This is a genomic window from Streptomyces sp. NPDC002884 (assembly GCF_040295245.1).
Classification (GTDB): domain Bacteria; phylum Actinomycetota; class Actinomycetes; order Streptomycetales; family Streptomycetaceae; genus Streptomyces.
The window spans coordinates 56,505-77,475 of sequence record NZ_JBEOVB010000014.1 but is presented as its reverse complement, the minus strand read 5'-3'; the positions used below and the strand labels follow the sequence as shown (position 1 = coordinate 77,475).

Annotated in this window: 17 protein-coding genes and 1 other RNA gene; 6 read left to right on the top strand and 12 right to left on the bottom strand. The window is 70.5% G+C overall.

Annotated elements, in window-relative coordinates:
• Positions 1 to 77 precede the first annotated feature (77 nt).
• The 3 genes from ABT070_RS26160 to ABT070_RS26150 form a co-directional block, all read right to left on the bottom strand.
• Positions 78 to 1,442: an acyltransferase family protein gene (locus tag ABT070_RS26160; protein WP_351764304.1), complete on the bottom strand. Its 1,365-nt coding sequence runs from the start codon at positions 1,440 to 1,442 to the stop codon at positions 78 to 80.
• On the bottom strand, positions 1,442 to 3,520 hold the full coding sequence (locus ABT070_RS26155) for a bifunctional polysaccharide deacetylase/glycosyltransferase family 2 protein (RefSeq protein ID WP_351764427.1): 2,079 nt from the start codon (positions 3,518 to 3,520) through the stop codon (positions 1,442 to 1,444). The genes ABT070_RS26160 and ABT070_RS26155 overlap by 1 nt, the downstream gene beginning before the upstream one ends.
• Before the next feature lie 760 nt (positions 3,521 to 4,280).
• The gene (locus ABT070_RS26150; RefSeq protein ID WP_351764303.1) at positions 4,281 to 5,099 is read right to left on the bottom strand and encodes a hypothetical protein; all 819 of its coding nucleotides are present in this window, start codon (positions 5,097 to 5,099) and stop codon (positions 4,281 to 4,283) included.
• Between the two features lie 702 nt (positions 5,100 to 5,801).
• Here ABT070_RS26150 and ABT070_RS26145 point away from each other — a divergent pair.
• Genes ABT070_RS26145 through ABT070_RS26125 form a run of 5 tightly spaced genes read left to right on the top strand, consistent with a single transcriptional unit; the run spans position 5,802 to position 12,239 of the window.
• Positions 5,802 to 7,118 carry an ABC transporter substrate-binding protein gene (locus ABT070_RS26145; RefSeq protein ID WP_351764302.1) on the top strand — a complete coding sequence of 439 codons (1,317 nt, stop codon included), beginning with the start codon at positions 5,802 to 5,804 and terminating at the stop codon, positions 7,116 to 7,118.
• Entirely contained in the window at positions 7,115 to 8,080 is a 966-nt protein-coding gene (locus ABT070_RS26140) for a carbohydrate ABC transporter permease (protein WP_351764301.1), read from the top strand. The genes ABT070_RS26145 and ABT070_RS26140 overlap by 4 nt, the downstream gene beginning before the upstream one ends.
• Positions 8,077 to 8,907, top strand: a complete 831-nt coding sequence (locus ABT070_RS26135; protein WP_351764300.1) for a carbohydrate ABC transporter permease — start codon at positions 8,077 to 8,079, stop codon at positions 8,905 to 8,907. The genes ABT070_RS26140 and ABT070_RS26135 overlap by 4 nt, the downstream gene beginning before the upstream one ends.
• Before the next feature lie 30 nt (positions 8,908 to 8,937).
• Positions 8,938 to 11,223: an alpha-xylosidase gene (yicI, locus tag ABT070_RS26130; protein ID WP_351764299.1), complete on the top strand. Its 2,286-nt coding sequence runs from the start codon at positions 8,938 to 8,940 to the stop codon at positions 11,221 to 11,223.
• The gene (locus tag ABT070_RS26125; protein WP_351764298.1) at positions 11,223 to 12,239 is read left to right on the top strand and encodes a LacI family DNA-binding transcriptional regulator; all 1,017 of its coding nucleotides are present in this window, start codon (positions 11,223 to 11,225) and stop codon (positions 12,237 to 12,239) included. The genes yicI and ABT070_RS26125 overlap by 1 nt, the downstream gene beginning before the upstream one ends.
• On the opposite strand, the gene ABT070_RS26120 is transcribed toward ABT070_RS26125, so the two are convergent.
• From ABT070_RS26120 to ftsE, 6 genes are all read right to left on the bottom strand, one after another.
• Positions 12,226 to 12,594 carry an immunity protein CdiI family protein gene (locus ABT070_RS26120; RefSeq protein ID WP_351764297.1) on the bottom strand — a complete coding sequence of 123 codons (369 nt, stop codon included), beginning with the start codon at positions 12,592 to 12,594 and terminating at the stop codon, positions 12,226 to 12,228. The genes ABT070_RS26125 and ABT070_RS26120 overlap by 14 nt on opposite strands.
• A gap of 72 nt (positions 12,595 to 12,666) precedes the next feature.
• Positions 12,667 to 13,055: a transfer-messenger RNA gene (ssrA, locus tag ABT070_RS26115) on the bottom strand.
• Between the two features lie 105 nt (positions 13,056 to 13,160).
• The gene (smpB, locus tag ABT070_RS26110) at positions 13,161 to 13,697 is read right to left on the bottom strand and encodes an SsrA-binding protein SmpB (protein ID WP_351764426.1); all 537 of its coding nucleotides are present in this window, start codon (positions 13,695 to 13,697) and stop codon (positions 13,161 to 13,163) included.
• A gap of 68 nt (positions 13,698 to 13,765) precedes the next feature.
• The gene (locus ABT070_RS26105) at positions 13,766 to 14,944 is read right to left on the bottom strand and encodes a S41 family peptidase (protein ID WP_351764296.1); all 1,179 of its coding nucleotides are present in this window, start codon (positions 14,942 to 14,944) and stop codon (positions 13,766 to 13,768) included.
• A gap of 67 nt (positions 14,945 to 15,011) precedes the next feature.
• Complete coding sequence (gene ftsX / locus ABT070_RS26100) at positions 15,012 to 15,929, bottom strand: permease-like cell division protein FtsX (protein WP_351764295.1); 918 nt, start codon at positions 15,927 to 15,929, stop codon at positions 15,012 to 15,014.
• A gap of 60 nt (positions 15,930 to 15,989) precedes the next feature.
• A complete protein-coding gene (gene ftsE / locus ABT070_RS26095; protein WP_020132390.1) occupies positions 15,990 to 16,679 on the bottom strand; it encodes a cell division ATP-binding protein FtsE in 690 nt (229 codons plus the stop codon).
• A 236-nt stretch (positions 16,680 to 16,915) separates the two neighbouring features.
• Here ftsE and ABT070_RS26090 point away from each other — a divergent pair, with 236 nt between their 5' ends.
• Positions 16,916 to 17,110: a hypothetical protein gene (locus ABT070_RS26090; RefSeq protein ID WP_351764294.1), complete on the top strand. Its 195-nt coding sequence runs from the start codon at positions 16,916 to 16,918 to the stop codon at positions 17,108 to 17,110.
• Positions 17,111 to 17,198: 88 nt separating this feature from the next.
• Here the strand turns inward: ABT070_RS26090 and ABT070_RS26085 are convergent, their stop codons facing one another.
• The 3 genes from ABT070_RS26085 to ABT070_RS26075 all read right to left on the bottom strand — a co-directional run bounded on the left by ABT070_RS26085 (position 17,199) and on the right by ABT070_RS26075 (position 20,819).
• Entirely contained in the window at positions 17,199 to 18,005 is an 807-nt protein-coding gene (locus ABT070_RS26085; protein WP_351764293.1) for a hypothetical protein, read from the bottom strand.
• A gap of 271 nt (positions 18,006 to 18,276) precedes the next feature.
• Positions 18,277 to 19,383 (bottom strand): peptide chain release factor 2, encoded by a 1,107-nt coding sequence (prfB, locus tag ABT070_RS26080; protein ID WP_351764292.1) that lies wholly within the window; start codon positions 19,381 to 19,383, stop codon positions 18,277 to 18,279.
• 188 nt (positions 19,384 to 19,571) lie between these two features.
• Positions 19,572 to 20,819: a serine/threonine-protein kinase gene (locus ABT070_RS26075; protein WP_351764291.1), complete on the bottom strand. Its 1,248-nt coding sequence runs from the start codon at positions 20,817 to 20,819 to the stop codon at positions 19,572 to 19,574.
• Positions 20,820 to 20,971 lie beyond the last annotated feature (152 nt).

The following is a 20,971-nucleotide window of genomic DNA, read 5'->3' as shown; positions in this document are numbered from 1 at the left end:
CACCCCGAACCGGGCGAACGGCGTACAGCGGCGTACGAAGGCGCGCACGAGAGCCGGTTCGGGGCCGGGGGCGTCGTTCAGGACCGGTGCGTTCCGGCACCGCCCCGCCCGTCCGGCCACAGGCGTGGCCTGCGACGGGCCGCCAGATCCTCGACCCAGCCGAAGCAGACCACGCAGGCCGCGGTGAGCAGCCAGACGGCCGGCAGCTGCGGCCACGGGCTCTCCAGGACCCAGGTCGCGTTCGTCTCCAGCCAGGAGACGCCCCACAGCCGGTCCCACAGGGCCTCCACGACTCCGATGCACACGTTGTGCCACAGGTAGATCGTCACGGCACGGGAGTTGAGCAGGGTGATCAGCCGGTCCCAGCGGCGCAGCCGGCCCGGCCACTCGGACCACGACGGGCTCATGTGCAGGAGCAGCAGCACCGCGGCGAAGGACCACAGGGACTGGGCGAAGGGCATGTCGTCCAGGTCGTGCCCCTCCCTGAGGTCATGGGTCAGGGCGTACCAGAGGCCGATTCCCGCCACCGCGGGCGCCAGGGACGGCACCACGTAACGGGGCAGCCGGCGCAGGACTCCCTCCTGGTGGGCCATGCCCAGCAGCCAGCACGCGCCGAACGCGCCGAAGTCGCTGAGCTGGGCCTCCAGCCGCCAGCCCGGCACCGACAGCGCGCCGAACTCCAGGGCGGCGGACAGCGCGACGGGCGCGAGGATCGTCGGCCAGGGCAGCCGGCGCAGGGCGCGCAGCAGGAGCGGGGAGAGCAGCACGAACCAGAGGTAGGCGCGGATGTACCACAGGGGTACGCCCAGGTCGACGGCCCAGCCGTCGCTGATCAGCCCGTGCGCGCCGGGCAGGCCCTCGCCGTACGGCGGGTCGCTCAGCGGCAGGATCCAGTAGGCGAGGTGGAGCCACCACCAGCCGGGGTGCCCCTCGTCGTCCGGACTCCAGCCCGCCACCAGCATGCCCGTCACACCGACCGCGCCCAGCAGCCACAGCGGGGGCAGCAGCCTGCGCATCCGGCCGCGCACGACTCCCAGCGCGGGGCGGCTGGCCAGCGAGCGGGCCATGAGGTTGCCGGCGAGCGCGAACATCACGCCCATGGAGGGGAAGACGACGGGCAGCCAGGCCCAGCCCATCAGGTGGTAGAAGACGACCCGGAACAGGGCGATGGCCCGGAGCAGGTCGAAGTAGCGGTCCCGGCCCCCGCCCTTCTTCCCGGCGGTCGCCTTCTCGGAACCCTGCTGTTCGGGACTGTGCTGTTCGGGGCCCTGCTGTTCGGGACTCTGCTGTTCGGAGTTCTGGTGCTCGGACCCCTGTCGGGCGGAATCCTGTTGTCCGGAACCCCGCTGGTGCGGACTCCGCCGCTCCGGCCCGGCGCTCCGGGTCGACGGGTGGGGCAGTTCGGGCAACTCGGCCGTGGCGTCCGTCGGGTGGGTGCTCATCAGGCCGCTCCTCCGTCCGCGGTCGCCGCCGTCGCACCGGGCGGGGCCGCCACCTGGCCCTTGCGGCGAAGTTTCTGCCAGCGCAGCCGGCCGCCGGTGAGGGCGGTGATCCAGGACTGGAGCAGGACGATGTACATCAGCTGGCGGTAGAGGAGTTGCTGGAGCGGGAGGGAGATGAGGGGGGCGAGGCGTTCCCGGTCCAGGACGAAGGCGTACGCCGCGCAGCCCGCCTGGACGGCGAGGACGCCGAACCAGGCCGCGATCGTCTTGCCGGTCGGGCCGAAGAGCAGGCCGTAGACGAGGAAGAGGTCGATGAGCGGGGCGAGGAGCGGGGCGACGACCATGAAGAGGGAGACGAGCGGGAGGCCGACACGGCCGAAGCGGCCCGACGGTCCGCCCTCGACGAGGGCGCGGCGGTGCTTCCAGATCGCCTGCATGGTGCCGTAGCACCAGCGGTACCGCTGCGACCACAGCTGCTGGACGGACTCGGGCGCCTCGGTCCAGGCGCGCGCCTTCTCCGCGTACACGACGTGCCATCCGTCCCGGTGGATGGCCATGGTGATGTCGGTGTCCTCGGCGAGGGTGTCGTCGCTCATGCCGCCGACCCGGTCGAGCGCGGTGCGGCGGAACGCCCCGACGGCCCCCGGGATGGTGGGCATGCAGCGCAGGACGTCGTACATGCGGCGGTCGAGGTTGAAGCCCATCACGTACTCGATGTGCTGCCAGGCGCCGATCAGGGTGTCCTTGTTGCCGACCTTGGCGTTGCCGGCGACCGCGCCGACCTTCGGATCGGCGAAGGGCTGGATGAGCTCACGGACCGTGGAGGGCTCGAAGACCGTGTCGCCGTCCATCATCACGATCAGGTCGTGCCGGGCGTTGGCGATGCCCCGGTTGAGGGCGGCGGGCTTGCCCGCGTTGAGCTGGCGGACGACGCGGACGCCGGGCAGGTGCAGGTCCTCGACGATCCGGGCGGTGCCGTCACTGGAGCCGTCGTCGATGACGAGGATCTCGATCGGGTGCTCGCTCTTCATCAGCGAACGCACGGTGCTCTCGATGCACTTGGCCTCGTTGTAGGCCGGGACGAGCACCGAAGCCGGTTCGGTGACGGGTGCGTCGGGCCCCCAGACGAAGCCTTTGCGGCGGGTGCGGCGGGTGTGGATCGCGGAGAGCAGGAGCATCAGCCCGAAGCGGGCGAAGACCAGGACGCCGATGACGGCGAGGCCCACGACCAGGACGGCGGTGATGTCGTCGGAGGCCTCGACCAGGAAGACCCAGGCCTTGCCCTTCCACAGGTCGAGCCCGGTGACCGGGGTGTGCGCGCTCGGGGCCTTCAGGGCCTCGGTGAGGTTCTCGAACCGGTAGCCCTTGCCCTGGAGTTCGGGGAGGTAGGTGTCGAGGGCCCGGACCGTCTGGTGGCGGTCGCCGCCGGAGTCGTGCATGAGGACGATCGCGCCCTTGCCGCCCTGCGGCGTGGAGTTGCGGATGATCTCCCGGACCCCGGGCCTGCGCCAGTCCTCGCTGTCGGCGGTGGTGAAGACGGTGAGGTAGCCCCGGGTGCCGACGAACCGGGTGACCGGCCAGGAGGCGTTGTCGAGGGCGTCCGTGCTGGAGGAGTAGGGCGGCCGGAAGAGCGACGTCCGGATCCCCGCGGCTCCCGCCAGGGCCAGCTGGTTCTGGGTGAGCTCCCAGTCGATGCGCTTCTCCGACTGGTAGGAGAGGTCGGGGTGGTTGAAGGTGTGCAGCCCGATCTCGTGGCCCTCGTCCACCATCCGCCGGACCAGGTCCGGGTAGCGGGAGGCCATGGTGCCGGTGATGAAGAAGACGGCGTGTACGTGGTGCTTCTTCAGGACGTCGAGGACCTCGGGGGTCCACTTCGGGTCGGGCCCGTCGTCGAAGGTCAGCACGATCCGGTGGTCCGGCACGTCCAGGCTGGTCTGCTGCCCGTTCCGGGTGTCGACGACCGGTCCGCCGTCGAGCACCTTCTGCGGCACCTTGTCGGCCGCGGCCTCGGGGCGGATGCGGTAGTCGGCGAGGATCTCGCTGTGCACATAGCCGCGCAGCATCAGCATCGCCATCATCGCGAGAAGCACGACGAGCGGCAGCAGATGACGCAGCCGGAGCGACACCAGACGCCGGCGATCGGGTGACGGCGGCGCGGCGTGCGCGGAGCCGCCCGCGGCACGTCCCGGGGCCCTGCCCCGTCCCTGCCTCGGGCCGGACCGCCGGCCGGACCGCCGCCCACTGCCGCGCGGCCCGCCGGCCGACTCACCTCCTGGCGCGTCCCCCGTCGACGGTGCAGCGGACGCGGCGTGGCCGCCGGACGAGTGCGCGGGCTGCCCGACAGCTGACCGTCGGGTCGAGCGGCGGCTGGTGCGTGGTGCCATGAGAGGTGGTTCTCCGGGGACGAGGTCGGGCGAAGGTACGCGCCGCGAGCTGAAGCGGCGAGGAGCGAGTATCGAGACATCGCTGACAAAGGCGGGACTTCATTGCCGGGGCCCACACATCGGGCCCCCTTACGTCGGGCCCCGGGTCGTGGGTCCGGGATTCCGGCTCGGCGGTCGGTGCCCTCCCCCACCCGGTGACCGGACTCGGGCAGCCCGGCGACGGTGACGGAGAAGCGCGGCCCGCGGCCCCGGCCCGGTCGCGGACCCGGCGCCCGAGGGCCTGCCCGGGCCCGTCGGCCCGGGCGGCCGAAGGCGCGGCCGCCGGCCCGGCCGGCGGAATCGTGTCCGCCGAAGCCGGTCGCCGGAGCCGCCGGCGGGGTCCGCCGCGCGCCGAGGCCGGTGACGCCCGTGACGCCCGTGAGGCCCGTCGGCCGGCGGCTCTCACGGGGCCCGTTCAGGCTGCCGGGCTCGATGCCGCCGGAACCGGTTCCGGCGGGCCGTCGGCGACCGTGTTGGAGGCCCCTCCGGCCGGGGACGGCGAGGAGGGCGTCGAGGGAGAGGCGGCGGGCGAGGAGGCCGGCGGTGGCGTGGACGGCGTCGGCGCGACCACCGGGCTGCTCGGGCCGGACGTCGAGGGGGCCGTGGCCGTGGGGCCCGCGCTGGGACGGACGGACCCGGTCGCCGAGGGCCGCGCCGCCGGGGACGCCCCGCTCGACGGAGCCGCGCTCCCCGACGCGCCCGGCGCCGTACTCGCGCCCGGCTTGCCCGACGCGGCGCCGGACCCGGTGGCGGTGGCACCCGAGCCGCCCGGGACCTTGCCGCCGGGCACCCCCGGGCGGGGGCTCGCGGACTCGTCGGGCGACGACGTGCCGTCCACCTTGCCGGCCGCCGGCTTGTCGTCGGCCTGGCCCGGCACGGGAACCGGCAGCCAGGGCGCGCCCGCGTTGCCCGAGAGCAGCGCGGCCACGATGACGACGGCGTACGCCCCGCACGCGATCGCCACGACGATGCCGATACGGCGGAACGTACGACTGCGCCGGCCCGACTCGTCGACGAACACCGGGACGTCGGAGGCTGCTTCCGCGCCGTCGGGCCGCCCCTTCTTCAGGGGGTCGAGCTGGACGGTCACCTCGCCCGGGTCGCTCCCCTTCCCGTCCGCGCCGCCGGGCTGCTCTCCCCAGGGATCACGGAGATCGCCCGACCGTTCGTTTTCGGAAAGACCGTTCGAGGTGTTCGAGGCCGGCAGCAGGCCGCTGTCACGCGGTACATCCATTAATGACCGGTATCTGGTGCTCTCGCCCGCCATGGACGCCAGGGGCTGCCCTCCGGCTCCGGGAAAGCCCTGGGACCCCGCCCCCACGGCCGGCGCATCCCGGGTCGGCGATGCCGCCTCCGGCCAGCCCGGTTGGGCGTCTTCTCGCCAATTCTTCATGTGCGTACTTCCCCCCACGGAACTGTTCCGGGTGCGCCGACGATCCTGAGCGCACGTCGGCGAAACCAGGCCCCCACCCGGTTCCAGCGCCCCATTTATCCCATTGCGCTCAGGTCCACGAATCTAGCGCAGGCTTGGGCCCCGCGTTCGCGATGTGTCATACATGGACAGAAATCACGCCTCTGTCCATGGCTGGAAACCGCCCCTCCATGAGCCTTGACGGTCGCACTCCGATCACCCCGATCCCGAAAGTGACCCTCGATGCACGTCGAAGATCGAAGTGATGTGAGCCTTTCATCACATCAGTGACATAGGACGACAAAGCGCAAGCTCCCTGGAACGGGCGGAGATCCGTCCCAGGCATGGCCGGAAAGTTCATCGGATCCGGCACCGGATCGCCCGCTTTCCCCACCCGCCCCATTGACGTGACCACAGCAGCCACATAACTTCCCCCGTCGAAGCGCTTCGACGTCACCCATCGAATCGATTCGATGGACGCACCGTGACGCCCTCAGATCCATCCGACTCCCCTGGAGGAACAGGATGTTGACGGCACGAAGGCGTGTGAAGGCAGGACGGGGAACCGCGTGCGCGGCGGCGGTCGTCGCCGGGTCGCTGCTCCTGGCCGCCTGCGGCGGCTCGGACGGCGGCGGCTCCTCCGACGCCAAGACCCTGCGGCTGTGGCACTACGAGGCCCCGAACAGCGCGATGGGCGCGGCCTGGACAGCGGCGATCAAGGAGTTCGAGGCCCAGCACCCGGGAGTGAAGGTGGAGTTCGAGGAGAAGAGCTTCGACCAGATCCAGAAGACCGCCCCGATGGTCCTCAACTCCTCCGACGCACCCGACCTCATGGAGTACAACAAGGGCAACGCGACGGCGGGCCTGCTCTCCCGGCAGGGGCTCCTCACCGACCTGTCCGCCGAGGTGACGAAGCGCGGCTGGGACAAGCTGCTCAGCCCGGGCGTGAGCACCACCAGCCGGTACGACGCGAACGGCGTGATGGGCTCCGGCAAGTGGTACGGGGTGCCCAACTACGCCGAGTACACGATGGTCTACTTCAACAAGGACCTGTTCGCGAAGTACCGCCTCGCCGAGCCGAAGACGTTCGACGACCTGGTCGCGGCGATGGACACCTTCACCGAGAACAAGATCACCCCGCTCGCCAACTCGGGCGCCGAGTACCTCGCCCACCAGTACGTCTACCAGCTGGCCCTGTCGAAGGCGGACCGCTCCTGGGTCGACTCCTTCGAGCTGTACCAGGGCAGGAAGACCGACTTCCACGACGCGGCCTGGACCTACGCGGCCGACACCTTCGCCGACTGGGTGGAGAAGGGCTACATCGGCAAGAGCTCCACCAGCGCCAAGGCGGAGGACGCGGGCGTCTCCTTCATCCAGGGCAAGGCGCCGATCCTGTTCTCCGGCAGCTGGTGGTACGGCCGTTTCCAGGACGAGGCGAAGTTCGACTGGGGTACGACCCTGTGGCCCGGCTCGAACCTCACCGCGGGCTCCGGCGGCAACCTCTGGGTGGTCCCCGAGAGCGCCCACAACAAGGAGCTCGCCTACGACTTCATCGACATCACCATGTCGAAGAAGATCCAGAACCTGCTCGGCAACAAGGGCGGGGTCCCCGTCGCCGCGGACACGGCGGCGGTCACCGACCCGAAGGCCAAGGAGCTGATCGGCCACTTCAACACCCTGTCGGGCCGCGACGGCCTGGCGTTCTACCCGGACTGGCCGGTCCCCGGCTTCTACGACGTCCTCGTCTCCGAGACCCAGAAGCTGATCACCGGCAGCGAGAAACCGGACGACTACCTGGACGCGTTGCAGAAGGCGTACGACAAGGGCGTACCGAAGACATGACGGTGACCGTCGAACGCGGCGGGCGGGTGAGCGGCGCACAGCACAGGGCCGTCTCCCCGCGCCCCGCCGGGAACTCCTACGCCCTGTTCCTGCTCCCCGGCGCTCTCGCCTTCCTCGCCGTGATCGTCGTCCCGTTCCTGATGAACACCTGGGTGGGCTTCACCGACTGGCAGGGGGTGGGCAGTCCGGAGTGGTCCGGGCTCGCCAACTACCGCGAGCTGATGGACGACGCGGAGTTCTGGGAGAGCTTCCGGCACAGCCTCTTCATGGTCGTCGCGATGGCCGCGGTCCCCACGGCCGTCGGACTGGTCCTGGCCGCCGCCCTGTTCGACCACGTCGGCAAGCACTTCGGCGGCCGGACGGCGGCCGTCCTGCGCGCCTGCTTCTACCTCCCGCAGGTGCTGCCGGTCGCGGTCGCCGGCATCGTCTGGAGCTGGATCCTCGCGCCCGACGACGGCTCGCTCAACGCGCTGCTGCAAGCCGTCGGTCTCGGCTCCTGGCGGCAGGACTGGCTCGGCGATCCCGACCTGGCGCTCTACAGCGTCATGGGCGTGATGGTGTGGGTGCAGCTCGGCTTCCCGCTGGTCGTCTTCATGGCGGGACTGGAACGCGTCGACCCGCAGCTGTACGAGGCGGCCGAGCTGGACGGCGCCGGCTGGTGGCGGCGCTTCCTGCACATCACGCTGCCGCAGATCCGCCCGGAGATCTACGTCGTCCTGACCTGGTGCACGATCGCCGCGCTGAAGGTGTTCGGCGCGGTGTACGTCCTGACGAAGGGCGGTCCCGGCGGCGCGACGAACGTCCCCTCCTACTTCTCCTTCGCCACGTTCTTCGAGAAGACGCAGGTCGGCTACGGCGCCGCGATCTCCACCGTGCTCACCGTGATCATCCTCGCCCTCTCCCTGGTCGGCCTGAGGCTGCAGACCAGGGCGGAGGACGCGGAGGAAGGACTGCGCACATGAAGGCCTCCCGAGCCCTGCACCGCTACCCGGTCCTGCTGGCCCTCTGCCTGGCCGCCCTCTTCATGATCGTGCCGTTTCTGGTCGTCGCCGTGAACGCGGTCAAGTCCCCGGCGGAGTACTCCCGCAACGGCCCGCTGAGCCTGCCCGACGGCCTGTACCTGGACGGTCTGAAGGACTTCTGGGAACGCGTCGACTACAGCCGCAAGCTGCTGAACTCGGTCCTGATCAGCGGCTCGGTGGCGGTGGGGGCGGTCGTCCTGTCGGTGCTGAACGCGTACGCCATCGGCATCGGGCGGATCAGGGGCCGCACCTGGATCCTGGCCTTCTTCGTGCTGGCCAACATGCTTCCGCAGGAGGCGCTGGTCTACCCCGTGTACTACCTGAGCAAGCAGGCCGGCCTGTACGACACCCGGCTCAGCGTGATCATCGTCTTCACGGTGATCCAGGCGGCCTTCGGCACCTATCTGCTCTCGTCCGTGCTGAGCCGGTTCCCGCGCGAGATCATCGAGGCGGCCCGGATCGACGGCGCCGACAAGTGGCAGGTGCTGTGGCGGATCGTCGTCCCCGTCAGCCGCCCCACCCTCGGCGTGCTGCTGGTCTTCTTCTTCATCTGGACCTGGAACGAGTTCCTGCTCCCGCTGGTCATGCTGATCTCCAACGACAACCAGACCGTGTCGGTGGCCCTCGGCGTCCTCCAGGGGCAGCGCCTGATGGACGCCACCATGACCAACGCGGCCGCCCTCCTCGGCGTACTCCCGGCCCTCGTCTTCTTCCTCGTCTTCCAGCGGACCCTCACCCGTGGCATCGCCGTGGGTGCCGTGAAGTAGTGAGGACCGAGCAGTAAGGACCCCCCACCCATGAAGTTCACCGACGGTTACTGGCTGCTGCGGGAGGGCATCACGGCCGCCCACCCGGCCGAGGTCCTCGACGTCACCGAGTCGCACGGCGCCCTGGAGATCCACGCGCCGACCCGGCCCATCCGCAGCCGCGGCGACCTGATGACGGGACCGGTCATGACGATCACCGCCCACACCCCGATGCCCGACGTCGTCGGCCTCACCCTCACCCACTTCACGGGCGAGCGGCCCCGCGAGCCCGCCTTCGGCCTCACCGAGGCGGAGCCCGCCCCCCAGCTCTCCTACGACGACGCGTACGCGACCCTGACCTCCGGCACGCTCTCCGTGAAGGTCGCCCGTTCCGGCCCCTGGCACGTGGAGTTCCTCGCCCACGGCCGCACGCTCACCTCCAGCGGCCCCAAGGGCATGGGCATCATGCGGGACGCGGCCACCGGCGGCCACTACCTGCGCGAGCAGCTCGACCTGGGAGTGGGGACCTCCGTCTACGGCCTCGGCGAACGCTTCGGCCCCCTGGTCAGGAACGGCCAGGTCGTCGACATCTGGAACGCCGACGGCGGCACGGCGACCGAACAGGCCTACAAGAACGTGCCGTTCTACCTCACGGACGCGGGCTACGGCGTCTTCGTCGACCACCCCGGCAAGGTGTCCTTCGAGGTCGGCTCGGAGGCCGTGTCGAGGGTCCAGTTCAGCGCCGAGACACAGGAGTTGACGTACTACGTCATCCACGGGCCCACCCCGAAGGACATCCTGCGCAAGTACACCGCCCTCACCGGCCGCCCCGCGCTGCCGCCCGCCTGGTCGTTCGGGCTGTGGCTCTCGACGTCGTTCACCACCTCCTACGACGAGGAGACGGTGACCTCGTTCATCGAGGGCATGCGCGAGCGTGAACTCCCGCTCTCCGTCTTCCACTTCGACTGCTTCTGGATGCGGGAGTTCCACTGGTGCGACTTCCGCTGGGACCCACGGGTCTTCCCCGACCCGGAGGGCATGCTCGCCCGGCTGAAGGCGAAGGGTCTGCACGTCAGCGTGTGGATCAACCCGTACATCGCCCAGCGGTCACCGCTCTTCGCGGAGGGCAGGGCACTCGGCCATCTGCTGAGGCGGCCGGACGGCAGTGTCTGGCAGTGGGACCTGTGGCAGCCCGGCATGGCCCTCGTCGACTTCACCAGCCCCGCCGCCCGCGACTGGTACGCGGCCAAGCTGGAGGCGCTGCTCGCGCAGGGCGTCGACTGCTTCAAGACCGACTTCGGCGAACGCGTCCCGGTCGACGTGACCTGGTCCGACGGCTCGGACCCGGAGCGGATGCACAACTACTACACGTACCTCTACAACCGCACCGTCTTCGACGTGCTGCGCAAACACCGGGGCGAGGGGGAGGCGGTCGTCTTCGCCCGGTCGGCGACCACCGGCAGCCAGCAGTTCCCGGTGCACTGGGGCGGCGACTGCGAGGCGACGTACGCGTCCATGGCGGAGTCGCTGCGCGGCGGGCTGTCCCTGGGCCTGTCCGGGTTCGGCTTCTGGAGCCACGACATCGGCGGCTTCGAGGGCACACCGACACCCGCGCTGTTCAAGCGCTGGCTGGCCTTCGGCCTGCTGTCCTCGCACAGCAGACTGCACGGCAGCTCCTCGTACCGGGTGCCCTGGCTGTTCGACGAGGAGTCGGTGGACGTGGCCCGGCACTTCACCCGGCTGAAGCTGCGCCTCATGCCCTACCTGTACGAGGCCGCCCGCGTCGCCCACGAGGAGGGCACGCCGATGATGCGGGCGATGGTGCTGGAGTTCCCGGCGGACCCCGGGTGCGCGCACCTGGAACGGCAGTACATGCTCGGCCCGGACCTGCTGGTCGCGCCGGTGTTCGACGACGAGGGGGACGTGACGTACTACGTCCCCGAAGGCACCTGGACCCACTACCTCACCGGCCGGACGGTGACCGGGCCGCGCTGGGTGCGCGAGCGCCACGGGTTCCTCAGCGCGCCGCTGCTGGTGCGGCCGGGCGCGGTGCTCCCGGTGGGCGCCCACGCCGACCGGCCGGACTACCCGCACGCCGACGGGGTCACCCTGCGCGCGTACGGCCTGGAGCGCGGCGCCCAGGTGACGGTCCGGATCGGCGACGTGACCTTCATCGTCGTACGGGAGGGGGACACCCTGCGGGCGTCCGCGAGCGACCCCTCGGCGCCGTGGGCGCTGGCGGCCGGGGACCGGATCGCCCGGGCGGCGGCCGGCACCGGGTTCCTGACCCTGGAGACCCCGGCCCCGCGGACCCGGGACGACCGGGAGGCGGGCTGATGGTGAAGATCACCGATGTGGCGCGGCACGCCGGGGTCTCCCCCAGCACGGTGTCGTACGCGCTGAGCGGCAAGCGCCCGATCTCCGAGGAGACCCGGCGGCGGGTCGAGGAGGCCGCCCGCGCCCTGGGCTACCGGCCGCACGCCGGCGCCCGCGCGCTGGCCAGCAGCCGCTCGAACGTGCTGGCGCTCGTGGTGCCGCTGCGGACCGGCATCCATGTCCCGGTCGTCATGCAGTTCGCGGTGTCGGTGGTGACGGCGGCCCGCCGGCACGACCACGACGTGCTGCTGCTGACCCAGGAGGAGGGCGAGGAGGGGCTGCGCCGGGTCGCGGACACGGCCCTGGTCGACGCGCTGATCCTGATGGACGTCCAACTCCACGACCCCCGGCTGCCGTTGCTGCGCTCCTTGGACCGGCCGTCCGTGATGATCGGTTTCCCGCTCGAGGCCGACGGGCTGACCTGCATCGACCTCGACTTCCGGGCGGCTGGCGAGCGGTGCGTGGAGCATCTGGCGCAGCTCGGACACCGGGTCGTCGGCCTGGTCGGGTCGCCGCCGGAGGTGTACGTGCGTGGGACGGCCTTCGCGCAGCGCGTGGTCCAGGGGTTCACCGCGGCCGCCGACCGGGCGGGGCTCGCCTCCGCCGTCCACCCCTGCGAGGCGACCCCGGCGGCGGCCCGCCGGGTGGCGGAACAGCTCCTGTGCGAGCAGCCCGCGCTGACGGGGGTGGTGGTCCACAACGAGGCGGTCCTGGAGCCCCTCGTCGAGGCGTTCGAGCAGCTCGGACTGCGGGTCCCCGGCGACCTGTCGGTCACGGCGATCTGCCCGGACGAGCTCGCGGCGGGGCTCCGGGTGCCCGTCACCTCCATCGCGCTGCCGTCCGCCGAGGTGGGCGAACGGGCGGTGGAACTGCTGATGCGCAAGCTCGACGGCGAGACCGTGCCCGAGGCGACGCTGCTGCCGCCGACGATGACCCGGCGGGCGAGCACGGCGCCGCGGACGGTCAGTCCACGCTGACCGGGTTGCCGAGGCGGGTCCCCAGGAGCGCGCAGGACACGCCCTGGACGCCTTCGTAACCCACGGTCCGACCGGGGGCGAGTTCCCGGGCGAGGCGTTCGGCCAGCGTCTCGCCCTCCTCGTGCAGGCGCAGGAACGCGGCGTCCCAGCGGATGTCGTCGCGGTCGGCCAGCCAGGTGTTCATGGCGGCGTCGATGCCCCTCGCCCAGGCGGAAAGATCGGCGACCAGGACGTCGGAGAGGCCGAGGGCGGCCCCCGGGTCGTCCGGCGCGAAGTCGTCGTAGGAGGCGCTGCCCCTGCGGAGGGGGCGCGCGTGGTACTCGCCCAGGAGCGTGATGTGCAGCGAGTCGTCCACCGGGCCCTCCCTCGGTCGTCACGGCAAGAACCCCGCCGCTCGGGAGCGACGGGGTTCTTGTTCACATGGGATGAGTGGAGATGGCGGGAATCGAACCCGCGTCCAACGGTGCAGAATCAGGGCTTCTCCGTGTGCAGTTCGCTGTGATTTTCTCGGCCCCGGTGATCACGCGAACAAGTCGCCGACGGGCCCAGTCACTGTTTGATTTCCCATCGAACCCCGTGACCGGGCTCGATGGTTTAGTCCCCTAGATTATGCCAGGATCCGGATCGGGAACACTTCCGGGCTGACACCCATTATGGGTCCTACACTCGATGCTTATTAGGCAGCGAGGGCGTAGGACTGGGAATCGCTCTTGGTATTGGCGATTATTTTTTGCGACATATGGTTTACGAGATCATTGCCGCTTCCTCGACACGCTTCCCCTGCTTCAACAGTCGCTGTCGAAACCGATCATCCCCATGTTGATTTTTCAAACCGCGTGCCCGCTGTGGAGCACGAGTGCCATCGTACGTGACCAACGCACATCGATGCCACTGTATTCCCCGCCGCCCGGTGTGCGGCGGCTACGCGTGCCGCTGCTTGCGCTTCTCCGCCGCGATCACCCGGTCCGTCTCCCGGCGGTCCTGCTGCTCGCGCAGGGTCTGCCGCTTGTCGTACTCCTTCTTGCCGCGCGCCAGCGCGATCTCGGCCTTCGCCCGGCCGTCCTTGAAGTAGATGGCGAGGGGCACGATCGTGTGACCCGTCTCCTCGGACTTCACCGACAGCTTGTCGATCTCCTCACGGTGCAGCAGCAGCTTGCGCTTGCGGCGCGCGGAGTGGTTGGTCCAGCTGCCCTGGAAGTACTCGGGGATGTGCGCGGCGTACAGCCACGCCTCGTTCCCCTCGATCTGGACGAAGCCGTCGGTCAGCGAGGCGCGGCCCTCGCGCAGCGACTTCACCTCGGTGCCGGTGAGGACGAGACCAGCCTCGTAGACATCGATGATCGCGTAGTCGTGCCGGGCCTTCTTGTTCTGCGCGACGATCTTGCGCTTGCCGTCCTTGACCTTGCCGGACACGGCCGCCCCGCCCTGCTTCGGCTGGGACTCCTTCGGTACGTACATTCCCTTGCTCATAGTGCAGCCAGTTTCGCACCCCGAGGGGGCCGAAGGGAAAGTCGATTACCGGAGGCTCAGGGCACGTCCCCGAGTCCGCTCAGCACGGTCTCGGCCCGCTCCAGCGCCCCGTCGTCCGCTTCCAGGTCGGGGGTGATGCCCCGGCCGTCGACACCGTGACCTGAGGGGGTGCGGTAGTGCCCGACGGTCAGCTCGGCGACCGAGCCGTCGGGCAGCCTGCTCGGCATCTGGACCGAGCCCTTGCCGAAGGTGCGGGAGCCCACGACGACCGCGCGGCCGCGGTCCTGGAGGGCTCCGGTGAGCAGCTCGGCGGCGCTCATCGTGCCGCCGTCGACGAGTGCGACCAGGGGGCTGGTGGTGTCGCCGCCGCCGTCGGCGTGCAGGGCGCGCTGGTCGCCGTCGACGTCGTAGGTGGCGACGAGGCCACCGTCGAGGAAGGCGGAGGCGGTGGAGACGGCCTCGGTGACCAGGCCGCCGGAGTTGCCGCGCAGATCGAGGACGATCCCGGCGCCGGCCGGGGTCCGGCTGACGGCGCTGCGCACGCTGTCGCCGACACCCTTGGTGAACGCGGCGACGGTGATGACGGTGGTGTCGTCGGAAAGCCGGTGGACGGTGACGGAGTCCGTGGACAGGAGCGCCCGGCGCAGGGTCTCGGTCCACGCGCGCGTGCCGCGCTCCAGGCCGAGACGTACGGTGCTGCCGGCGGTCGCCCCCGTGGCGTCACCGCGCAGTAAGGAGACGACGTCGGTGACCGGGAGGCCTTCGACGGACCGGCCGTCGACGCTGCGCAGCCGGTCGCCCGCGCGGACCCCGGCGGCGGCCGCGGGCGACCCCGACTGCACCTTGGTCACCTCGATCCGGCCGTCCCGGTCGCCCCGCGCCTCCAGGCCGACGCCGGTGTACCGGCCGTCCAGGGACGCCTCGAACTCCTCGTACTCGCCCTCGGAGTAGACGGCCGCCCAGCGGTCCCCGCTGCGGCTGACGGCGCGCTCGGCGGCCTCCATCGGGGACTTGCCGTCCGCGGCGGCCTCCTCGGCGGCCCGCGTCACGTCCTCGGAGTGGCCGGCGGGGGCCGGGGAGGGGGCCGCGCCCGAGGCGCTCCGCCCGCCCTCTCCGGGGTCGCCCGGCAGCGATCCGGTGGCGGCGCCGGCGACGAGCACGCTCGCGAACACCAATGTCAGGGCGGCCCCGCGGCCGAAACGGCGGGGCTGACAGAACAGGTCACGGCCTGACATGGCGGTGAGTCTAGGGGAACGCGAAGGGCCGCACGGTCGGTTGACCGTACGGCCCTCGGGGCGTGCGTCACACCTTGAGGTACTTGCGCAGCGCGAAGAACGCGGCCAACGCGGGCATCAGCAGGCTCGTGGCGAGGATGAGCGGAAGCTTCGTCAGCACGGCGTCCCAGCCGATGAAGTTGATCAGATTCAGCTTCTCGGACAGGGCCAGGCCGTGGTCGATGATGAAGTACCGGGCGATCACCAGGAATCCGCAGGCGACCGTGCCGCCGATCAGTCCGGCGACCGCGGCCTCGGCGATGAACGGCGCCTGGATGTAGAAGCCCGAGGCGCCGACGAGCCGCATGATCCCCGTCTCACGCCGTCGGCTGAAGGCCGAGACGCGCACGGTGTTGACGATCAGCATCAGCGCCACGACGAGCATCAGCGCCATGACCGCCCGAGCCGCCCAGTTCATGCCGTTGAGCAGCCCGAAGAGGTTGTCCAGGATGCCCTTCTGGTCCTGCACGGACTGCACGCCGTCCCGCCCGTCGAAGGCGGTCGCGATGACCTGGTACTTCTCCGGGTCCTCCAGCTTGATGCGGTACGACTCCTGCATCTGGTCCGGAGTGAGGGAGCTGGCCAGCGGGGAGTCGCCGAACTGCTCCTTGTAGTGCTTGTACGCGTCGTCCTGCGACTCGTACGTCACCTTCTCGACGACCCCCATCTTGTCGAGGTCGGACTTGATCTGCTTCTTCTGGTCCGCGGTGACCGCGCCCTTGGCGCAGTTCGGGTCGGACTCGGCGTCGCTCTTGTTGCAGAGGAACACCGAGACGTTGACCTTGTCGTACCAGTAGCCCTTCATCGTGGTGACCTGGTCGCTCATCAGGAGCGACCCGCCGAAGAGCGCCAGGGACAGGGCGACGGAGACGACGACGGCGAAGGTCATCGTCAGGTTGCGGCGGAGACCGACACCGATCTCCGACAGTACGAACTGGGCGCGCATGGCGAGTTGTTCAGGCCTTTCCGGGGACGTCCGCGAGGGCGGAGGCGATGGCGGGGGCGGTCAGTGCTGGTAGCCGTAGACGCCGCGCGCCTGGTCGCGGACGAGGCGGCCCTGCTCCAGCTCGATGACGCGCTTGCGCATCTGGTCCACGATGTTCTGGTCGTGCGTGGCCATCAGCACGGTCGTGCCCGTCCGGTTGATCCGGTCGAGCAGCTTCATGATGCCGACGGAGGTCTGCGGGTCGAGGTTGCCGGTGGGCTCGTCCGCGATCAGCAGCTTGGGCCGGTTCACGAAGGCCCGCGCGATGGCGACGCGCTGCTGCTCACCGCCGGACAGCTCACCGGGCATCCGGTCCTCCTTGCCGCCGAGCCCGACGAGGTCGAGCACCTGCGGCACGGACTTGCGGATCTCGCCCTTCGACTTGCCGATGACCTCCTGTGCGAAGGCGACGTTCTCCGCCACCGTCTTGTTCGGCAGCAGCCGGAAGTCCTGGAATACCGTCCCCAGCTGGCGGCGCATCTGCGGCACCTTCCAGTTGGAGAGGCGCGCGAGGTCCTTGCCCAGGACGTGCACCTGACCGTGGCTGGTGCGCTCCTCGCGGAGGACCAGCCGCAGAAAGGTGGACTTGCCGGAGCCGGAGGATCCCACGAGGAACACGAACTCGCCCTTCTCCACCTCCAGGGAGACATCCCTGAGTGCGGGGCGGGTCTGCTTGGGGTAGACCTTGGAGACGTTGTCGAATCGGATCACGGATGCACCACGGGTCGCCGGGGGTAGATGAGCGTGACCATACGCGAACCGGGGAGGGCGGCGCAGGCGTCGCGAGGGGTTGAGTGGGGCTTGTGCGTTTTTGTACGGGACTTTGTACGCCCCCCGCTCTCCGGGGGAGCCGCGCGGCCCCCGGAAGAACCTGGCACAGTGGAGGGGGAACGTTCCCGTTCCCCGAAGCGTTGTGTACATGGAACCGGTGCAAGGAGGGCGAGCGCATGACGTACGACCGGCTGGTGTGCGCTAACTGCGCCGCGCCCGTGAGCGAGGGCCGGTGCCGGGTGTGCCGCGCGAACCGCGAGCGGCTGCAGCAACAGGACAACTTCTTCGCGGGGCTGAACCCGATGGCGCTGATCGCGCTGCTCGCGGTGCTGGTGGCGGCGCTGGCGCTGCTGGCCCACCAGACCGCGTAACCCCTGGAACACGCACGTGAAGGGGCCCGGAGCTGATCGCTCCGGGCCCCTACGCGTGTACGTCACGTACGGACGCGACTACCCGACGTCAGGCAGCGGCCCCGCCGCGGCCGGCCGCGAGGCGCGGCAGCACCCGGAAGCCGATGCCGCCGGCGATCATCGTGGCGGCACCGATGATCAGGAACGTGGTCTCACCGGCACCGGTCTCGGCGAGCTCCTTGCCGCCACCCTGCGCGCTGGTGTCGGCGGCGGCGTCCGAGGTGTCGGTCAGCGCGGAGCTGCCCTCCTCCTGGGTGGAGGTGCCGTCGGTGTCGGTACCGCCCGCGGTGGAGCCGCCGCCGGTGGTGCCGGAACCGCCGGTGCTGCTCGAACCGCCGGTGGAGTCGTCACCGCCGGTGGTCGAGCCGCCGCCGGAGGTCGAGCTGCCACCGGTGGTGGAGCCGCCCGTGGTGGTGGAGCCACCGGTCGTGGTGGACCCGCCCGTGGTGGTGGAGCCACCCGTGGTGGTGGAGCCGCCCGTGGTGGTCGAACCGCCCGTGGTGGTGGAGCCACCGGTCGTGGTGGAACCGCCCGTGGTCTCGGTCCCACCGGTCTCCGTGCCACCGGTCTCGGTCCCACCGGTCTCGGTCCCGCCGGTCTCCGTGCCGCCGGTCTCGGTCCCGCCGGTCTCCGTGCCGCCGTTCTCGCTCCCGCCGTTCTCCGTACCGCCGGTCTCGCACTCCGGGGTGACGATGATGGTGCAGTCGTCCTCGCCGTCCATGGGGACGATCGTGCTCGTGTCGACAAGCGCGTCATCGTCGGCCGAGGCGACGCCGGCGACCGTCAGCGAAGCGCCCGCGGCGATCATGGCGCCGGCGGCTATGCGCGCGAAACGGATCCGCGTCTTCTTGGTCATATAGCTGCTACCCCCAGTAGCTGAATCGTCGATGAGGCCGCGTCCGGGGCCGTGATCGACGGGGGTAGCTGAGAAGCAGCCGAAGCCCCCGGTTCACATGCGCCCCAGAGATACGCATGCCACACTGCACCTTCCCCATTTTTCAAAGCAGCGTCAAGGTCGTTGCGTACGCAATGTCCAAGTCGGGGCGCTTTGCGCGATGTTGGTGCTGTGAATGTGACATAAAAAGGCAACCGCCCCTGATTCAGGGGCGGTTGCCTTGTCGACAAAACTACTTCTCTTGCTGCTTGCGCCAGCGAATTCCGGCTTCCAGGAAACCCTCGATCTCGCCGTTGAACACGGCCTCGGGGTTACCGACCTCGTACTCGGTGCGCAGGTCCTTGACCATCTGGTACGGGTGCAGGACGTACGAACGCATCTGGTTGCCCCAGGAGTTGCCGCCGTCGCCCTTGAGCGCGTCCATCTTGGCCTGCTCCTCCTGCCGGCGCCGGTCGAGCAGCTTGGCCTGGAGGACGTTCATCGCGGACGCCTTGTTCTGGATCTGCGACCGCTCGTTCTGGCAGGAGACGACGATGCCGGTGGGGAGGTGGGTGAGGCGCACCGCGGAGTCGGTGGTGTTCACGCCCTGGCCGCCGGGGCCGGAGGAGCGATAGACGTCCACCCGCAGCTCGGACTCGTCGATCTCGATGTGATCGGTGGTCTCCACCACGGGGAGGATCTCGACACCCGCGAAGGAGGTCTGCCGACGCCCCTGGTTGTCGAAGGGGGAGATCCGCACCAGCCGGTGCGTGCCCTGCTCCACGGAGAGGGTGCCGTAGGCGTACGGGACCTGCACGGCGAAGGTGGTCGACTTGATGCCGGCCTCTTCGGCGTACGACGTCTCGTAGATCTCGGTCTTGTAGCCCTTCTGCTCCGCCCACCGCAGGTACATCCGCTGGAGCTTCTCCGCGAAGTCGGCGGCGTCGACGCCACCGGCCTCGGCGCGGATGTTCACGAGCGCCTCGCGGGAGTCGTACTCACCGCTGAGCAGCGTGCGGACCTCCATCTCGTCCAGCGCCTTCTTGACGGCGGTGAGCTCGGACTCGGCCTCCGCGAGAGTGTCCGGGTCGTCCTCCTCCTCGGCCATCTCGAACAGCACGGAGAGATCGTCGATCCGGCCGCGCAGCGTGTCCGCCTTCCTGACCTCGGCCTGGAGGTGGGACAGCTTGCTGGTGATCTTCTGCGCCTCGTCCGGGTTGTCCCACAGGGACGGCGCGGCCGCCTGCTCCTCGAGCACGGCGATATCTGCCCTCAGCTTGTCGAGGTCCAGAACGGCCTCGATCGACTCCATGGTCGAGGAGAGGGACTTGAGCTCTTCGGATACATCGACGACTGCCACGCCTCCAGCGTAACGGCTCCGCCAACCGGGGAGCGCCGGGCACCGCCCGCGGCCCCTCCCTGCGGGCACTGCCCCCGGATCCCCGGCCCGCGCCCGTCCACCGCCCGTCCGGGGACGCCCCCCTCCAGGGAGCTCGAGGACGAGGCGCCTTCAGCCGAACCGGAGGTCCGGGAGCGGCGGCCCCGGGATCACGGTGACGCCGGCGCCGAGTTCTTCGTGTCCTGCGGGGTCGCCCCCGCGTCGTCGCCGGAGGTGGCCGCCCAGGTGCCGAATCCCGCCGCGGCGACCAACGCCACCGTCGCGACGCCCAGCGTGATCCGGCGCCGTCGGGTGGCGGAACGGTTCCGTGCCGAGCCGGGACGCGGCGCGCCGGCCGCCCTCGGTACCCGTGCCGTGCCGTGCGCCCCGCCCGCCAGCTCGTCCGGCGCGGGCACCCGCATCGAGGTGTGGGTGTCCCGGTTGGAGTCCGGCTTCGCGCCGGGCACCAGCGGGACCGACCCGCGCCGCGCCTTGCCCGAGGGAGCCGCGGGAGAGGACACGAAGGGCTGGGCCTCGGCCGGCTCGCCCTCCTCCTGCTCGGAGTCCGGCTCGTCGACGTCGAGCGGCGGCATCCCAGCCAGTGCCGGCAGCTGCTCCCGCAGCCGCGCCGCCAGCTCGGACGCCCGCAGCCGGGACGCCGGCGCCTTCGCCAGGCACTGCACGATGAGCTGCCAGAGCTCGTCCGTGATGCCGGGCAGGGGGGCGACGGACTCGGTGACATGCCGGCGCAGCACCGCGCCCGGGTGGCCGCCGCCGAACGGTGTGAAGCCCGCGAGGAGCTCGTACAGCACGGTCGCCAGGGCGTAGATGTCCACCGAGGCGCGCGGCGGGAGGCCCTCCACGATCTCCGGCGCCAGGTAGTCCGGCGTGCCGATGATCTTCGTGGCGCGGGTCCGTTTGGGGGTGTCGATCAGTTTCGCGACGCCGAAGTCGGTGAGCAGCGCGCGGTGCGAGCCGCCGGGGCCGAGCGGGCCCTGCATGTCGAGCAGGATGTTCTCGGGCTTCACGTCCCGGTGCACGATCCCGGCCGCGTGCGCGGCGGCCAGTCCCTCGGCGATGTCCGCGACGATCGCCACGGCGGCCTCGGGCGCGAGCCGCCGGTCCCGTTCGAGGCGGGTGCGCAGGTCCGTGCCGCGGACGAGGTCCATGACCAGGGCGAGGTCGTTGCCGTCGACCACCAGGTCCCGGACGGACACCACGTGCGGATGCTCCAGGCCGAGCAGTGCCGTGCGCTCCTGCACGAATCGGCCCACCAGTTCCTCGTCGGAGGCGAGGTCCTCGCGCAGCAGCTTGACGGCGACGGGCCCGTCCGGTCCCTCGCCCAGCCACACCGTGCCGGCGCTGCCCCGTCCCAGGATCTGGTGGGCGGTGTACCGGCTGCCGATCTTCCGTGCCAAGGCTGCTCCTACAGACGCGTGTTGCCCATCAAAGTACGCGTCCGAGGAGCCAACCTTCACCGCGGAGACGGAAATCACCCGCCGGATGTCGACAAGTACACAAAATCGCGGTCAGGACCGGAGCCCGTGCGGTCGCCGGTGGCTCGGTCGGC

Bases quoted from the DNA above. Each gene is read 5' to 3' on its own strand.
- ABT070_RS26155 (WP_351764427.1), bottom strand. From the start codon at position 3,520: ATGATGGCGATGCTGATGCTGCGCGGCTATGTGCACAGCGAGATCCTC.
- ABT070_RS26085 (WP_351764293.1), bottom strand. From the start codon at position 18,005: ATGACCAAGAAGACGCGGATCCGTTTCGCGCGCATAGCCGCCGGCGCC.
- ftsX (WP_351764295.1), bottom strand. From the start codon at position 15,929: ATGCGCGCCCAGTTCGTACTGTCGGAGATCGGTGTCGGTCTCCGCCGC.
- ABT070_RS26125 (WP_351764298.1), top strand. From the start codon at position 11,223: ATGGTGAAGATCACCGATGTGGCGCGGCACGCCGGGGTCTCCCCCAGC.
- ABT070_RS26160 (WP_351764304.1), bottom strand. From the start codon at position 1,442: ATGAGCACCCACCCGACGGACGCCACGGCCGAGTTGCCCGAACTGCCC.
- ABT070_RS26105 (WP_351764296.1), bottom strand. From the start codon at position 14,944: ATGTCAGGCCGTGACCTGTTCTGTCAGCCCCGCCGTTTCGGCCGCGGG.
- ABT070_RS26145 (WP_351764302.1), top strand. From the start codon at position 5,802: ATGTTGACGGCACGAAGGCGTGTGAAGGCAGGACGGGGAACCGCGTGC.
- ABT070_RS26150 (WP_351764303.1), bottom strand. From the start codon at position 5,099: ATGGATGTACCGCGTGACAGCGGCCTGCTGCCGGCCTCGAACACCTCG.
- smpB (WP_351764426.1), bottom strand. From the start codon at position 13,697: ATGTACGTACCGAAGGAGTCCCAGCCGAAGCAGGGCGGGGCGGCCGTG.
- ABT070_RS26135 (WP_351764300.1), top strand. From the start codon at position 8,077: ATGAAGGCCTCCCGAGCCCTGCACCGCTACCCGGTCCTGCTGGCCCTC.
- ABT070_RS26090 (WP_351764294.1), top strand. From the start codon at position 16,916: ATGACGTACGACCGGCTGGTGTGCGCTAACTGCGCCGCGCCCGTGAGC.
- yicI (WP_351764299.1), top strand. From the start codon at position 8,938: ATGAAGTTCACCGACGGTTACTGGCTGCTGCGGGAGGGCATCACGGCC.
- ABT070_RS26140 (WP_351764301.1), top strand. From the start codon at position 7,115: ATGACGGTGACCGTCGAACGCGGCGGGCGGGTGAGCGGCGCACAGCAC.